Here is a 15642-nt window from a genome sequence, read left to right as displayed (position 1 = left end):
CCGATGCAATTCCCCCCTGAGCGAGGAGTACCGCCAGATGGCCCAGAAGACCGTCGTCACGTTGGTCGACGACCTCACCGGTGAGGAGTCCGAGGACATCACCACCGTCGAGTTCGCACTCGACGGCGTGACCTACGAGATCGACCTCGACGACAAGAACAGCGCCGAACTGCGGGACACGCTCGCGCAGTACGTCGCCGCGGCCCGACGGACCGGGGGACGTCGCGCCGCCGGCGGTGCACGCCGCCGCTCCGGGGGCGCCGGCACCGGCACGCCGCGGGCCACCTCGCCCGGTGGCTACGACCGTGAGACGTCGAAGCAGATCCGCGAGTGGGCCCGGACCGAGGGCTTCGAGGTGTCCGACCGCGGGCGCGTCCCGAACAACGTCGTGGAGGCCTGGGAGGCCCGCGGCAAGAACGGCACCACGGCCGCCGCGTTCTCGGGCTGACGTACCCACCGACGACGAAGGGCCCCGGAGCGCGGCTCCGGGGCCCTTCCGTGTCGTGGGGGTGGGCCCAGCTGGATTTGAACCAGCGACCTCGTCGTTATCAGCGACGCGCTCTAACCAACTGAGCTATGGGCCCGAACAGGGACGAGGTTACCGGAGGGTGTCCGGTCACCCCGTCACCGGGGTCGGGATCAGTCGCGCTCGGAGAGCGTGACCTCGATGCCGCCGGCCACGTCGGCCGAGATGTTGTAGATGAACGCCGAGACGCTCGCGAGGGCGGTGAACAGGATCGTGTTCACCACGCCGACGATGGCCGCCACCCCGAACACGCCGCCCGCCGTGATGAGCTGCCCGCCGCCGCCACCGGCGTCCGACGTGAGGTCCTGGTACGTGCCGTTCAGCTGCGCCCAGACGCCCATGCCGTCGAGGACGGCGTAGAGCACGCCGACCGCGAACATCCACACGAAGAACAGCGCCACCCCGAGCACGAGCGCGAGCTTGAGCACCGACCACGGGTCGAAGCGCTTGACCTGCAGGCTCGCCCGCCGCGGCACCTTGCCGCGCACCGGCCGGGCGCTCGGCAGGTCGTCGTCCTCGAACGAGTCGAAGTCGGGCTCCGGCTCGGACCGTCCGCCCGACCGCATCCCGAGCTGCTCGGGGGAGAGCTGGTTGGTCGGGGCGTCGATGAGCGCGGTCGACGACCGTGCACCCGGCCCGCCCTGACCCGCGCCCTGACCCGGACCGCCCGGGCGGGGCGTCCCGGCCGCCGGGGTGCCGGGCCCGCCCGTGGGCAGCGGACCCGTCGCCGGGCGCCGGTCCGGGGACGGGGCGTCGCCGCGGGACTCCTCGTCCCGACCGGCGGCGGCCGGTTCCGCGGGGCCGGGAGCACCGGACGCACCGGCGCCCGGCGCCGAGGAGCCCGACGACCCGCGGGCGCCCGCCCGCTGCCACGGCGGCGGCGGACCGCCCGCGGTCGGCGAGCCCGACCCGGACCCGCCCGCGGCGGGCCCGTCGCCGGTCGCGCTCGTGACGACCGTGTCCTCGGCGTCGCCGCTCGCGGCGGACGGGCCGCGTCCGCCCTTGCTCTCGTCCGGTGTGCTCACGTGGCTCGTTCCGTCGTCAGGGGCTTCGGGGCGGGTCCGGGTACGGCCCCGCTCCTCACAGCAGCGTGTCGGGCGCCTGGTCCGGGCCGCCGGCGTCGGGGTCGGTGGCGTTCTCGGCGTTGCGCGCCACGGCGAGCAGCGTCGCGTTCTCACCGAGGTTCATCAGGCGGACGCCCTTGGTCTGGCGGCCCGCCTTGCGGACCTCCTTCGCGGTGGTCCGGATGACGCCGCCGCTCGAGGTGATGGCGTACAGCTCGTCCTCCAGCTCCACGATCAGGGCGCCGACCAGGGTGCCGCGCCGCCGGTCGTACTGCAGCGTCAGCACGCCCTTCCCGCCGCGGCCCTGGACCGGGTAGTCCTCGATCGGCGTGCGCTTCGCGTACCCGCCGCCCGTCGCGACCAGCAGGAACGTGCCGTCACGGACCACGCCGATCGACAGCAGCTCGTCGCCGGAGTTGAACCGCATGCCCATGACGCCGGAGGTCGCGCGGCCCATCGGACGCAGCACCTCGTCGGTGGCCGAGAAGCGGATCGACTGGCCCTCGGCGGAGACCAGCAGCAGGTCGTCGTCGCCGGAGCAGAGCACGGCGCCGACGAGCTCGTCGTTGTCCCGCAGGTTGATGCCGATGAGGCCGCCGGACCGGTTGGAGTCGAAGTCGGAGAGCTTCGACTTCTTCACCAGCCCGCTCTTCGTGGCGAGCACCAGGTAGGGCGCGGCCTCGTAGTCGGTGATCTGCATGACCTGGGCGATCTGCTCCTCGGGCTGGAACGCGAGGAGGTTCGCGACGTGCTGGCCGCGGGCGTTGCGGGTGGCCTCGGGCAGCTCGTAGGCCTTCGCCCGGTACACCCGGCCCTTGTTGGTGAAGAACAGCAGCCAGTCGTGCGTGGAGCAGACGAAGAAGTGGGCGACGATGTCGTCCTGCTTGAGCGTCGCGCCCTGCACGCCCCGGCCGCCGCGCTTCTGCGCGCGGTAGAGGTCCGTCTTGGTGCGCTTCGCGTAGCCGGTCCGCGTGATGGTGACGACGACGTCCTCGACCGCGATGAGGTCCTCGTCGGCGACCTCGCCGTCGTAGCCCAGGAGGCGGGTCCGCCGGTCGTCGCCGTGCTTCTCCACGATCTCGCCGAGCTCGTCGCGGACGATCTGCCGCTGGCGCTCGGGCCGGTCGAGGATGTCCTGCAGGTCGCGGATCGTCTCCTCGATCTCGGCCAGCTCGTCGATGATCTTCTGACGCTCGAGGGCGGCGAGGCGCCGCAGCTGCATGTCCAGGATCGCCTGGGCCTGGATGTCGTCGACGTCGAGGAGCTCCATCAGGCCCGTGCGGGCGATGTCGACGGTCTCCGAGCTGCGGATGAGCGCGATGACCTCGTCCAGCGCGTCCAGCGCCTTGACGAGACCGCGCAGGATGTGGGCCCGCTCCTCGGCCTTGCGCAGGCGGTAGCGGGTCCGCCGGACGATGACGTCGATCTGGTGGCGGATCCAGTGCCGGATCAGCTGGTCGAGGCGCAGCGTGCGCGGGACGCCGTCGACGATCGTCAGCATGTTCACGCCGAAGCTGAACTGCAGCTGCGAGTGCTTGTAGAGGTTGTTCAGCACCACCTTGGCCACGGCGTCGCGGCGCAGGGTGATGACGATGCGCCGGCCCACCCGGTCCGACGACTCGTCGTTGATCTCGGCGATCCCGGTGACCCGGCCCTCGCGGACCATCGTCGCGATCGACTCGATGAGGTTGTCCGGGTTGACCTGGTAGGGCAGCTCGGTGACGACGAGGGTGGTGCGGCCCTTCGTGTCCTCCTCGACCTCCACCACGGCGCGCATCCGGATGGAGCCGCGGCCGGTGCGGTAGGCGGACTCGATGCCGTCCTTGCCGACGATGAGACCCGACGTCGGGAAGTCCGGGCCCTTGATGCGCTCCATGAGCGCCGCGAGGGTCTCCTCCTCGGAGGCCTCCGGGTGGTCGAGCGCCCAGGTGGCGCCGTCGGCGACCTCGCGCAGGTTGTGCGGCGGGATGTTGGTCGCCATGCCGACCGCGATGCCGGCCGAGCCGTTGACCAGGAGGTTCGGGAAGCGACCGGGCAGGACCGCCGGCTCCTGGGTCCGACCGTCGTAGTTGTCGACGAAGTCGACGGTCTCCTCGTCGATGTCCTGCAGCATCGCCATGGCGAGCGGCGTCAGGCGGCACTCCGTGTACCGCATCGCGGCCGCCGGGTCGTTGCCCGGCGAGCCGAAGTTGCCCTGGCCGTCGATCAGCGGGTACCGCATCGACCATGGCTGCGCGAGGCGCACGAGGGCGTCGTAGATCGCCGAGTCGCCGTGCGGGTGGTAGTTGCCCATCACGTCGCCGACGACGCGGGCGCACTTCACGTAGCTGCGGTCCGGGCGGAAGCCGGAGTCGTACATCGAGTAGAGGACGCGGCGGTGCACCGGCTTGAGGCCGTCCTCCACCAGCGGCAGCGCGCGCCCCACGATCACGCTCATGGCGTAGTCGATGTAGGAGCGCTGCATCTCCTGCTGGATGTCGACCGGTTCGATCCGGTCGCCGGAACCCGGAGGCAGCGTCGTCTCGGTCACGCGGTGTCCACTCCACTCCTGGGCGCCCCCGGGGCGCGGCCGGTCACCGCGTCGAACACGTCAGGGGCGTGCCCGTCCGCCGGACACCGACACGCCGGGCCCGACACCCCCCGATTCTACCGGGGGTCCCGACGATCTCGTGGGCACCCCGCGCAGGTCAGGTGCGGTTCCCACCCTCGGGGGTGGGTCAGGACCGGACCGTCGTCGACCCGGCGTCGGGGGCGGAGACCAGGTCGCGACTGAGCGTCTCCGACATGGCCCACGAACAGACCAGCGAGACCAGCGCCATGCCCGCCACGTAGGCGGCCACCGACATCAGGCTGCCGGTCCAGAGCACGAGCAGGCCGCAGATCGCGGGCGCGATGCCGCCGAGGATGGAGGCGAGCTGGTAGGCCAGCGACGCGCCGCTGTAGCGCAGGTGCGTCGGGAACTGCTCGGCGAAGTAGGCCGACTGCGGGCCGTAGACCGCGCTGCGACAGGCCTGCACGACGAGGCCGCCCAGGATGAACAGCCCGATGTTGCCGGTACCGACGAGCAGGAAGTACGGGACGGCCGCGACCACCAGGACCGCCATGCCGACGAGGAACAGCGGCCGGCGCCCGACCCGGTCGGAGAGCAGCCCGAGCAGCAGGATCATCGGGATGTCGGAGGCGGACAGGAAGGTGTTGGCGCCGAGGATCGTCGAGCGCTCGTAGCCCAGCTCGGTGGTGGCGTAGGAGACCAGCCAGACCGAGCTCACGTAGAACGTCGCGTTCGTGGCCAGGAAGGACCCGGCGGCGAGCAGGATGATCCGCGGGTGCTCCCGCAGCACCTCGAGCACCGGGAGCCGGCTCGCCTCGCGGCGCTCCGCGTCGGCCCGGAACACCGGGCTCTCCGCGACGGTCACCCGGATCCACATCCCGACCAGGATCAGCAGGGCGCTCGCGAGGAACGGGATCCGCCAGCCCCACGCCTGGAACGCCGCGTCGCTCACCGTCAGGTCGAGGATCAGGAAGGACCCGGTGCCGAGGACGAGGCCGAGCGGGACGCCGACCTGCGGCCAGCTGCCGTAGAAGCCACGGCGGTGGTCGGGGGCGTTCTCCACGGCCATGAGCGCCGCGCCGCCCCACTCGCCGCCGACGCCCAGGCCCTGGCAGAAGCGCAGTGCGACCAGCAGCACCGGGGCCAGGACACCGATCGTCGCGTAGCCGGGGAGCAGGCCGATGCCCACCGTCGCCGCGCCCATGAGCAGCAGCGAGTAGACGAGCATGGGCTTGCGACCGACCCGGTCCCCGAAGTGCGCGAACAGCGCCCCGCCGATGGGCCGGGCGACGAAGCCCGACGCGAAGGTGCCCAGCGCCGCGATCGTGCCCAGGGCGGGGTCGATCGAGGGGAAGAAGACCTTGTTGAAGACCAGCGCCGCGGCGGTCCCGTAGATGAAGAAGTCGAACCACTCGATCGTCGTCCCGACGAGGCTGGCCGCGGCCACCCTGCGCGGGACCCGGAGTGCGGGACCGGCCATCACTGCCTCCCGGGGGCTGTGGGTCGGCCTACGGTGAGGGTTCGGTCAAGGGCCGGTCAAGACCCGTTCCGTCGGGAGGAAGAGGACGTTGCGCCGGCCGTCGTCCGGACGGCGGGTGACCCAGGCGCCCGCCCAGGTGCGCGGGGTGTAGTCGAGCGCGGCGAGGTCGTCGACCACCTCGGCCACCGACGTGCCGAAGCGGGCGAGGTGGCGGTCCTCGAGCTCGAGCATGAGGACCGGTCGGAAGCTCTCCAGCGTCTTGCCCGCGCCCGCCAGCAGGCTCGCCTCGGCCCCCTCGATGTCGACCTTCACGAGGTCGAGGCGGTCGAGCTGCAGGTCGGCGACCAGCTCGTCGAGCGTCGACACCGTCACCGGGACCTCGTCGTGGCGGGCGAACTCCGCGTTCGAGCCCAGCCCGTCCGCACCCGTCGTCAGGAAGGCACGGCCGTGCACCGGGAGCCGGTGGCGCCGGGGCACCGACAGCGCGCCGACGCCGGCGGCCGCGCCGAGTGCGCCGCGGTGCACGGTGACGTGCCCCGCGCCCAGCAGCGCCCGTTCCGCGTCGACGAGGCGGGCGAGGCCGGGCTGCGGCTCGACGGCGTGCACGTGGCCGGTCGGGCCGACTAGCCCGGCGAGGGTCCAGGTGTACAGGCCGAACTCCGCGCCGACGTCGACGCAGACCGACCCGGGCCCGACGAACTCCGCGAGTCCGGTGACCTCGTCCTCGAGGAACCATGCGTGCGGTGCCGCCGTCCGCAGCAGCCGGCTCAGCCCTGCGGTGGTGTCCACTGCGCCGCGCCCTCCCGTCCGACGCGTCCGACCGGACGCGTCGAGGGGAGGGTAGCGACCACCGTTTCCCGTGGAACCTCGACGTGTCGGGTCAGACGTCGAGGAAGCGCACGTCCTTGGCGTTGCGGGTGATGAACGAGCGCCGGGACTCGACGTCCTCGCCCATGAGCACGCTGAACAGCTCGTCGGCGGTCGCCGCGTCGTCCAGCGTCACCTGCATCATCAGCCGGGTCTCAGGATCCATCGTGGTCTCCCAGAGCTCCTTGGCGTTCATCTCGCCGAGGCCCTTGTACCGCTGGATGCCCTCGTCCTTGTTGATCTTCTTGCCGGCCGCCCGGCCCGCCTCGAGCAGCGCGTCGCGCTCGCGGTCGGAGTAGGCGAACTCCGGCTCGGCGTTCCGGCCGCCCCACTTGATCTTGTACAGCGGCGGCATGGCGAGGAACACGTGGCCGTTCTCGATCAGCGGGCGCATGAAGCGGAACAGCAGCGTGAGCAGCAGCGTCCGGATGTGCTGGCCGTCGACGTCGGCGTCGGCCATCAGCACGATCTTGTGGTAACGCAGCTTCGCGAGGTCGAACTCGTCGTGGATGCCCGTGCCGAGCGCCGTGATGATCGACTGGACCTCGTTGTTCTTGAGGACGCGGTCGATCCGGGCCTTCTCGACGTTGATGATCTTGCCGCGGATCGGCAGGATCGCCTGGAACATCGAGTCGCGACCGGACTTCGCGGAGCCGCCCGCCGAGTCGCCCTCGACGATGTAGACCTCGCTGCGCGACGGGTCGTTCGAGCGGCAGTCGGCGAGCTTGCCGGGCAGGCCGCCGAGGTCGCCGGCGGTCTTGCGCCGCACGAGCTCACGGGCCTTGCGGGCCGCCATACGCGCCTGCGCCGAGCCGACGGCCTTGTTGATGATCGTCTTGGCGTCGGCCGGGTTGCGCTCGAACCAGTCGGCCAGGTGCTCGTTGCAGACCCGCTGCACGAACGACTTCACCTCGGTGTTGCCGAGCTTGGTCTTGGTCTGGCCCTCGAACTGGGGCTCGGCGACCTTGACCGAGACGATCGCGGCGAGACCCTCGCGGATGTCGTCGCCGGTGAGCGCCGGGTCCTTCTCCTTGATGAGCTTCTTGTCGCGCGCGTAGCGGTTGACCGTGGTGGTCAGCGCGGAGCGGAAGCCCTCCTCGTGGGTCCCGCCCTCGGTCGTGTTGATCGTGTTGCAGAAGGTGTAGACCGACTCCGAGTAGCCGGAGTTCCACTGCATCGCGACCTCGACCTGGTGGCCGGTGCCCTCCGCGGTGAAGCCCACCGGCTTCTTGTGGATCGGGTCCTTGGAGTTGTTGATGAAGGCGACGAAGTCCTCGAGGCCACCCGGGTAGTGGAAGGTCCGCTCCTTGACCTTCGCGACGTAACCCTCGGCGTCGGGCGCGTCGTCGAGGTCGGAGCCCTCCCCGTCCGTCTCCGGCTTGCGCTCGTCGCGCAGGTTGATGGTCAGCCCCTTGTTGAGGAAGGCCATCTCCTGCAGGCGCCGCGAGATCGTCTCGAGGTTGTAGGTCGTCGTCTCGAAGATGTTCGGGTCGGCCCAGAACGTGATCGTGGTCCCGGTCTTCTTCGTCTTCCCGGCCTCGGTGAGCTTCCCGGGGATCGAGTGCTCGTAGTGCTGGGTCCAGATCTGGCCGTCACGGTGGATCTCGACGTCGAGCGCGGTGGAGAGCGCGTTCACGACGGAGACGCCGACCCCGTGCAGGCCGCCGGAGACCGCGTACGACTTGTCGTCGAACTTGCCGCCCGCGTGCAGCACCGTCAGCACGACCTCGACGGCCGGCTTCTTCTCGACCGGGTGCGTGTCGACCGGGATGCCGCGGCCGTCGTCGGTGACCGAGATGCCGCCGTCGGCCAGCATCGCCACCGTGACCGACGAGGCGTAGCCCGCCATCGCCTCGTCGACGGCGTTGTCCACGACCTCCCAGATCAGGTGGTGCAGACCGCGCTCGCCGGTGGACCCGATGTACATGCCGGGCCGCTTGCGGACCGCCTCGAGCCCCTCGAGGACGGTGATGGACGACGCGCTGTACTCGTTGTTCTTCTTCGCGGCAGCCACGGGCCTCGGTGTCTCCCTACCCTCGACGACCGGCACGACTCGTGGCGGTCGCCTCCAGTCTACTGGGCCACCCCCGCGGGAAGGGGCCGGATGGCATGTTGAGCGCGTCGCAGAGCGCCTGGCGCCACCGGGGGAGGGTGCGGACGGCGGGTCGGGCGCCCGTCGGGCGTCTGGGCGCGGTCAACGGGCGCTGAGACGGACGACCCGGGCTCAGCCGTACGTGTCGCGGGGCCCCCGGCCGGACACGTGCCGCGGGCCGCGGCGCCAGCTGGGCGCCGTCGGGCCGTGGATGCGCATGCCGGTGACGACGCCGGGCCCGAGGCCGGCCGCGATGCGGCCGAGGAGCTGACGCTGCAGCAGGCGCAGCTGGGTCGCCCACGCCGTCGAGTCGGCCTGCACGGTCAGCTCCCCGTCGCGGAGCGCGGTCGGGGTCGCGTGCTCGGCCACCTCCGGTCCGACCAGCTCGGCCCACCGCCCGAAGACCGAGCCGTTCGCGAGCCGGGGCGCCCAGCCGCGCTGGGTGGACAGCCGGGAGGCGAGGCGGCCGAGGGTCTGCGGGTCACGGTCGTCCGAGCCCGGGCCGGACCAGCGGCGCCGACGACGACGGGTGGCCTCGCCCGCGTCGCGGGTCGTCGTCCGCCGGGGCCGGCCGCGCGTCACGCCACGCTCGGCCTGCTGCGCGCGGGCCGCCTCCAGGGCGGCACGGGCGATGTCGGCGCCGCGGGGGCGGTCGGGGTCCGACCCGTGTGGGTCGGTCTCCACGGACTCGATGGGCTCGTCGCGACGAGCACCCTCCGTGGCCGTGCCTGCTCCGGCCGGGGCGCGGCCGGGCCCGAGACGGGCGGGCGGCAGGACGACCGGTCCCGCTCCGGGATCGGGGGTGTGGACGCCGGGGCCCGCCACGTCGAGCAGGCCCTGCAGGTCATCCGCCGGATCCGGGCGGCGCGGCCGTCGGCGGGACCGCCCGGAGGCCGAGTTGTCCACAGCATCCACAGGTCTGTCCCCAGGTTCGCGGCCTTCTTCACCGATTCGGCTCACCAGGAACCACCCCGATCCTCCGTCACGACGCGACACCATCACTGACCGTGCCCGCGTCGATCACGTAGCGTGCTCCACTCAGGACGGACGGGACGTCGTCGTCCACCGCCGCCGTCACGAGGACCTGCTCCGCCCGGGCGGCCGTCCGGGCGAGGGCGTCCCGGCGCCGGGCGTCGAGCTCGGCGAACACGTCGTCGAGCACGAGGATCGGCTCGGAGCCCTCCTCGCGCAGCAGCTCGAACCCGCCCAGGCGCAGCGCCAGGGCGAGCGCCCAGGACTCGCCGTGGCTGGCGTAGCCCTTCGCGGGTCCCTCGCCCAGGCTCAGCTCCAGCTCGTCGCGGTGCGGGCCGACCAGGCACACCCCGCGCTCGATCTCCTGGTCCCGGCGACGCCCGATCTCCTCGAGCAGCGCGACCTCGACCTCCGCGGCGAGCGCGGCGTGGGCGGCGCCGCCGGTGACGTCGTCCTGCCCCGGGGGGTCGCCCGCCGCGGCCGTGCCGGCGAGCTCGTCGACCGCCGCGACCCGCGACCGGTACCGCGCGCCGACCGGGACCGACTCGGGGGCCACGGCCGCGTAGGCCGCCGTCACGTGCGGGGCCAGGGCCGCCGTGAGCTGGATGCGCCCGGCGGTCAGGGCCGCGCCGGCACGGGCGAGGTGGGCGTCCCAGACCTCGAGTGTGCCCGCCTCCCGGGCCCCGCGCGCCGACCGCGCGGACTTCAGCAGCGCCGAGCGCTGGCGGAGCACCTTGTCGTAGTCCGCCCGCACCCCGGCCCACCGTGGGGCGCGGGCCACGAGCAGCTCGTCGAGGAACCCCCGGCGCTCGCCGGGATCGCCCCGCACGAGAGCGAGGTCCTCCGGGGCGAACACCACCGTCCGGACGATGCCGAGGATCTCCCGCGCCCGGGGCACCGGCGAACGGTTCACGCGGGCGCGGTTGGCCTTGCCGGGCTGGATCTCGACCTGGACGGTCAGCTCCCGCCCGCCGTTGACCACGGTGGCCCGGACCTGGGCGGTGGCGGCGCCGCGACGGACGAGCGGGGCGTCCGAGGACACGCGGTGCGAGCCGAGCGTGGCGAGGTAGCCGACGGCCTCCACGAGGTTCGTCTTGCCCTGGCCGTTCGCCCCGACCAGGACCGACACCCCCGGGGCGAACGTCAGGTCCGCCTGCGCCCACGACCGGAAGTCGGTGACCGACAACTCGCGCACGTACATCGGTCCTCCTCCCGTCGCCGCGCCCGCCCGACGCGGTCCTAGCCGCCGGTCGGCGGCTCGTTCGCCGCCTCGCCCGCCTTGTGCACCGCGTGGCCCCCGAACTGGGCGCGCAGGGCCGCGACGGCCTTCATCGCCGGCGAGTCGACCTGGCGGGAGGCGAAGCGGGCGAACAGCGCCGCCGAGATCACCGGCAGCGGCACCGCGTGCACGATCGCCTCGTCGACCGTCCAGCGGCCCTCGCCGGAGTCCTCGGCGTACCCGGTGATCCGGTCCAGGTGCGGGTCGGCCTCCAGGGCGCGGACCATGAGGTCGAGCAGCCAGCTGCGCACCACCGTGCCGCGGCTCCAGGCCTTCATCACGGCGCCGACGTCGGTGACCGGGCCGCCGGCGTTGAGCAGCTCGTAGCCCTCGGCGTAGGCCTGCATGAGGCCGTACTCGACGCCGTTGTGCACCATCTTCGCGTAGTGCCCGGCGCCGACGGGCCCGGCGTGCGCGAAGCCCTCCTCGCGGGGTCCCTCCGGGCGCAGCGCGTCGAACACCGGCATGAGCCGCTCGATGTCCTCGTCGGACCCGCCCGCCATCAGGCCGTAGCCCTCCGTGCGGCCCCAGATGCCGCCGGAGACGCCGCAGTCCGCGTAGTGGACGCCGGTGCGACCGAGCCGCTCCGCGTGCACCGCGTCGTCGGTGAAGCGGCTGTTGCCGCCGTCGACCACGAGGTCACCGGACTCCAGCAGCCCGGCGAGACTCTCGACCGTGGAGTGGGTCGGGTCGCCCGAGGGCACCATCAGCCACACCGTGCGGGGCGCGGCGAGCGCCCCGACCAGCTCCTCGAGGGACTGCACGTCCCCGGAGCCGTCGTTCGCGTACCCGACGACCTCGTGCCCGGCGGCACGGAGCCGCTCGGCCATGTTGCCGCCCATCCGACCGAGCCCGACCATTCCCAGCTGCACCGCGATCCGCTCCCTGTCTCGGCGTGGGGGCGAGCCCTGCTGCGTCTCCCCCGGCGTGGCCGCCCGCGTCTCCTACCCCGGATCGTCGCCCGCGGATCACGGGCCGGCGGATCAGCCGGGCAGGCGGACCGGCATCAGCAGGTAGAGGTAACCCGGGCGCGGCTCCGGCAACGCGGCGTCCGTCCCGGGGCCGGGCTCCGGCGTGGTGGCGCCCCCGCCGCCGGTGTCCTCCGCCGCGTCGTCCGCGCCGCCCTCACCCGGGGCGGACGCAGGCCGCAGCAGGGCGGGCCGGCTGGGCGTGGTGAACGACAGGTGGGCGTGGTCCGCGCCGAGCGCACCGAGCCCGTCGAGCAGGTAGCCGGGGTTGAAGGCGATGGTGAGCGGCTCGCCGGCGAACGAGCACGGCAGCTGCTCCTCGGCGCTGCCCTCGTCGTCACCGCCGGCCGTCAGGCGCAGCGAGCCCTCGTCGAACTCGAGGCGGACCTGGGTGCCGCGCTCCGCGACGAGCGAGACGCGCTTGATCGCGTCGACCAGCGGGCCGATCTCGATCACCGCCGCCGAGGTGTGCTCCTTCGGGAGCAGCTGCCGGTAGCGGGGGAACTCGGCGTCGAGCAGGCGCGTGGTGGAGCGCCGGCCGCCGCCGGAGAGGCCGAGCAGCCCGTCGCCACGGCCCAGGGCGAGCTCGATCGTGCCGCCGGCCGAGGTCAGCGTCTTCGCCGCCTCGGACAGGGTGCGGGCCGGCGCGAGGATCGCGGTGGGCTCGCCGTGGGCCGACGCCGGGTTCTCGCCGGGCTCCCAGGTGAACTCACGGACCGCGAGCCGGAAGCGGTCGGTGGCCGCCATCGTCAGCGCGGATCCGTCGATCTCGACCCGGATGCCGGTGAGCATGGGCAGCGTGTCGTCGCGGCCGGCGGCGACCGCCACCTGGGACACGGCGCGGGCGAAGACGTCCGGCGCGAGCTCGCCGACCACCGGGGGCATCTCGGGCAGCTGCGGGTAGTCCTCGGCGGACATGGTGGGCAGGCTGAACCGGGCGTTGCCGCAGGTGAGCGAGGCGCGCGGGCCGTCGACGGTCAGGTCGACCGGATGCGGCGGCAGGGAGCGCGTGATGTCGGCGAGCAGCCGCCCGGACACGAGGGCCCGGCCACCGTCGCCGATCATCGCCGGCACCTCGACGCGGGCCGAGACCTCGTAGTCGAACCCCGAGACGGTGAGCGTGCCGTCGTCCGACGCGTCGAGCAGGACCCCGCCGAGGACCGGCACCGGGGCCCGGCTGGGCAGGCTCCGGGCGACGAAGGCCACCGCGTCGGCGAAGGCGTCGCGCTCCACGCGGAACTTCATCGGTGCTCTCCCGTCGTCGTGACCGGCGGATCCGGGCAGGTCGTCACGGTAGAGCCTGCCAGGGGGGTCCGACACTCCGGCCCTGTGCAGGGTCGGACGGTGCGCTCGGTCCCCAACCCCTGTTCTTGAGGAGTTCTCTTCAAGAGAGAGAACAGGAGTGACAGTAGGTCCTGTGGGCGCTGTGGAGCACCGCCGTCGACGCAGGTCGAACGCGCCGGACGGGTGTGGAGCGACGCGGTGGGTGGATGCCCGGATCCGGGGACGGATCGGCGTGTCAGGTGGACGGAGGTCGGGCACCCCCGGCCGCGCACCGCTCCGTCCACCCCTCGGGGCCGCCTGTCCACAGACTTGTCCCCAGCTGTGGGTCGATCGGGAGTCGAACGATCGCGCAGTGCGACGGCGCCGCGATGAGCGGTGATCCACCCGCGGGCGCCGGGCGAGCGGTGGCGCCGTTCGGGCCCGACGTTCGCCCGTACTTGGGCCGGATGTCCGATTTATGCTCACACAGCGTGCGATTCCGGGCAGGCGCGTGCGCGCAGCGTGCCCGCGGGTGCCGCTCGCGGTGACGATGCCCGGGGCGCGCGCGTCGAGCGGGCAGGCGCGCCGCGCCGACCGCGACCACCACCCGACCGGGGGACGGAGACACGGTCCCGCCGTGCGGACGTCGAGGCCCACCCGATCGGCGCACGGACCGGGCCGGTCGGTCGGCCGTGAGATCGACGTGAGGCAGGTTCACGGGCCCGGCGGGATGCCTGGTGTGCACCTCGAGGGACGCGGGTGCGTGGGGCTCCCGGCACGCTGCCGCGAGGGTGACGTGAGGCAGGCCCACGGCGCCGCGAGGCTGCCTGGTGTGCACCTCGACGGGCGCGGGCCGCGCGGGCACCCGAGCCGGCCGCGCCCGCCGTCGGGAAGGGGTCAGCTCCGGGCGCGCTGCTTGATGCGCGCGGTGAGCTCCTGGACCTGCTCGTAGGTCCGGCGGCGCTCCGCCATCTCCTTGCGGATCTTCTTGTCCGCGTGCATGACCGTGGTGTGGTCGCGGTTGCCGAACATCTGCCCGATGCGGGGCAGCGAGAGGTCGGTGAGCTCGCGGCAGAGGTACATCGCGATCTGCCGGGCGAGCGCGAGGGCCTTCGTCTTGCCCGGGCCCGTGAGGTCGTCGATCGACACGGCGTAGAACTCCGCCGTCACCGCCATGATCGTGGGCGCGGTGATCTCGGACTGCCGCGAGTCGGGGATGAGGTCGCGCAGCACGATCTCGGCCAGTTGCAGGTCGATCGGCTGGCGGTTCAGCGACGCGAACGCCGTCACGCGGATCAGTGCGCCCTCGAGCTCGCGGATGTTGCGCTCGATGCGGTCCGCGATGAACTCCAGGACCTCCGGCGGGGCGGCCATCCGCTCGCCGGCCGCCTTCTTGCGCAGGATCGCGATCCGCGTCTCGAGCTCGGGCGGCTGGATGTCGGTGATCAGGCCCCACTCGAACCGCGTGCGCAGCCGGTCCTCGAGGGTCTCCAGCCGCTTCGGCGGCCGGTCGGAGGAGACGACGATCTGCTTGTTCGCGTTGTGGAGGGTGTTGAAGGTGTGGAAGAACTCCTCCTGGGTCCCCTCCTTGCCCTCGAGGAACTGGATGTCGTCCACGAGCAGGACGTCGACGTCCCGGTAGCGCCGCTGGAACGCGACCTTGCGGTCGTCGCGCAGCGAGTTGATGAAGTCGTTCGTGAACTCCTCGGTCGACACGTACCGCACCCGCATGCCGGAGAACAGGCGCTGCGCGTAGTGCCCCACGGCGTGCAGCAGGTGGGTCTTGCCGAGCCCGGAGTCGCCCCACACGAACAGCGGGTTGTAGGCGCGGGCCGGCGCCTCGGCGACCGCGACCGCCGCGGCGTGGGCGAAGCGGTTCGAGGCCCCGATGACGAACGTGTCGAAGAGGTACTTCTCGTTGAGCCGGGTCTGGGACCGGGGGGCGCCCCGGGCGCCGTCGGACGGCACCTCCGGCTCCGGACGACCCGGGGCGCCGGACCGACCGGGCGGGCTCCAGATCTCGTGGACGGCGGCGAGGCCGTCGCGGACCTCGTCGACCTCCTCCTCGGGGTGGGAACGGTCGGGGTTGTTCGTCACCCGACCGACGCCCGCGGCGGCCGCGATCGCGTCGGCCCGGTGGGAGCGCTCCCCGGTGAGGTAGCCGGTGTCGGGACCGCCGTCGTCGTAGGCGGGCCGGGTGTAGTCCTCGCCGGCGTAGGGCTCGGCGGACGCGGCCGACAGCCGCGGCAGGGGCGAGGTCTCCGGGCCCGCGCCGTGGTCGCCCCCGGACCGGGCGCTGTGGTCGACGCGGACGGCGAGCTGCACCGGCCGACCGATGCGTCGGGAGAGGGCGTCGACGATCGGGTCGCGCAGGACCCGCTCGATGGCCTCCTTGGCGAACTCGCTCGGGGCGGCGAGCAGCGCGGTGTCGTCGAGCAGCCCGAGCGGGCGGGTCACGCGGATCCACGCCCGCTGCTGCGCCGAGAGCGGCGGCCGGTCGGCGGGGTCGGCGGACGGCGTAGTGAGCTCGGCGACGACGCGGGCCCAGGTCTCGTCGAGATCGGAGAGCTGGTCCGTCAT

General features: G+C 72.9%; 11 protein-coding genes and 1 tRNA gene. 1 reads left to right on the top strand and 11 read right to left on the bottom strand.

All coding sequences use genetic code 11. The annotated features are described in order from the left end of the window. The first annotated feature begins 37 nt into the window (after window positions 1-37). A complete protein-coding gene (locus ACQPYX_RS00060; RefSeq protein ID WP_433800880.1) occupies window positions 38-448 on the top strand; it encodes a histone-like nucleoid-structuring protein Lsr2 in 411 nt (136 codons plus the stop codon). Window positions 449-510: 62 nt separating this feature from the next. Here the strand turns inward: ACQPYX_RS00060 and ACQPYX_RS00055 are convergent. The 11 genes from ACQPYX_RS00055 to dnaA form a co-directional block, all read right to left on the bottom strand. After that, window positions 511-584, bottom strand: a tRNA-Ile gene (locus ACQPYX_RS00055). 55 nt (window positions 585-639) lie between these two features. Continuing rightward, on the bottom strand, window positions 640-1551 hold the full coding sequence (locus ACQPYX_RS00050; protein ID WP_433800879.1) for a DUF3566 domain-containing protein: 912 nt from the start codon (window positions 1549-1551) through the stop codon (window positions 640-642). Window positions 1552-1606: 55 nt separating this feature from the next. Next, complete coding sequence (gyrA, locus tag ACQPYX_RS00045) at window positions 1607-4120, bottom strand: DNA gyrase subunit A (protein ID WP_433800878.1); 2514 nt, start codon at window positions 4118-4120, stop codon at window positions 1607-1609. A gap of 187 nt (window positions 4121-4307) precedes the next feature. Beyond that, the gene (locus ACQPYX_RS00040; RefSeq protein WP_433800877.1) at window positions 4308-5621 is read right to left on the bottom strand and encodes an MFS transporter; all 1314 of its coding nucleotides are present in this window, start codon (window positions 5619-5621) and stop codon (window positions 4308-4310) included. Between the two features lie 45 nt (window positions 5622-5666). Beyond that, entirely contained in the window at window positions 5667-6410 is a 744-nt protein-coding gene (locus tag ACQPYX_RS00035) for an FkbM family methyltransferase (RefSeq protein WP_433800876.1), read from the bottom strand. Between the two features lie 91 nt (window positions 6411-6501). Continuing rightward, complete coding sequence (gene gyrB / locus ACQPYX_RS00030) at window positions 6502-8502, bottom strand: DNA topoisomerase (ATP-hydrolyzing) subunit B (protein ID WP_433800875.1); 2001 nt, start codon at window positions 8500-8502, stop codon at window positions 6502-6504. Window positions 8503-8712: 210 nt separating this feature from the next. Continuing rightward, the gene (locus ACQPYX_RS00025; protein WP_433803841.1) at window positions 8713-9264 is read right to left on the bottom strand and encodes a DciA family protein; all 552 of its coding nucleotides are present in this window, start codon (window positions 9262-9264) and stop codon (window positions 8713-8715) included. A 298-nt stretch (window positions 9265-9562) separates the two neighbouring features. After that, window positions 9563-10753, bottom strand: a complete 1191-nt coding sequence (gene recF / locus ACQPYX_RS00020) for a DNA replication/repair protein RecF (RefSeq protein WP_433800874.1) — start codon at window positions 10751-10753, stop codon at window positions 9563-9565. Between the two features lie 38 nt (window positions 10754-10791). After that, the gene (gene gnd / locus ACQPYX_RS00015; RefSeq protein WP_433800873.1) at window positions 10792-11703 is read right to left on the bottom strand and encodes a phosphogluconate dehydrogenase (NAD(+)-dependent, decarboxylating); all 912 of its coding nucleotides are present in this window, start codon (window positions 11701-11703) and stop codon (window positions 10792-10794) included. 111 nt (window positions 11704-11814) lie between these two features. Next, entirely contained in the window at window positions 11815-13044 is a 1230-nt protein-coding gene (gene dnaN / locus ACQPYX_RS00010; protein WP_433800872.1) for a DNA polymerase III subunit beta, read from the bottom strand. A 915-nt stretch (window positions 13045-13959) separates the two neighbouring features. Next, window positions 13960-15642 carry a chromosomal replication initiator protein DnaA gene (dnaA, locus tag ACQPYX_RS00005; RefSeq protein WP_433800871.1) on the bottom strand — a complete coding sequence of 561 codons (1683 nt, stop codon included), beginning with the start codon at window positions 15640-15642 and terminating at the stop codon, window positions 13960-13962.

The organism is Actinomycetospora sp. CA-084318 (genome assembly GCF_050955885.1).
Taxonomy (GTDB): Bacteria; Actinomycetota; Actinomycetes; order Mycobacteriales; family Pseudonocardiaceae; genus Actinomycetospora.
The sequence above is the reverse complement of the archived record's forward strand: the minus strand, read 5'-3'. Positions and strand labels throughout refer to the sequence as shown.

What these genes read in the sequence shown, in the direction of transcription:
- ACQPYX_RS00060 (WP_433800880.1), top strand. Translation starts at nt 38, where the DNA reads ATGGCCCAGAAGACCGTCGTCACGTTGGTCGACGACCTCACCGGTGAG.
- ACQPYX_RS00040 (WP_433800877.1), bottom strand. Translation starts at nt 5,621, where the DNA reads ATGGCCGGTCCCGCACTCCGGGTCCCGCGCAGGGTGGCCGCGGCCAGC.
- recF (WP_433800874.1), bottom strand. Translation starts at nt 10,753, where the DNA reads ATGTACGTGCGCGAGTTGTCGGTCACCGACTTCCGGTCGTGGGCGCAG.
- dnaN (WP_433800872.1), bottom strand. Translation starts at nt 13,044, where the DNA reads ATGAAGTTCCGCGTGGAGCGCGACGCCTTCGCCGACGCGGTGGCCTTC.
- dnaA (WP_433800871.1), bottom strand. Translation starts at nt 15,642, where the DNA reads ATGACGGACCAGCTCTCCGATCTCGACGAGACCTGGGCCCGCGTCGTC.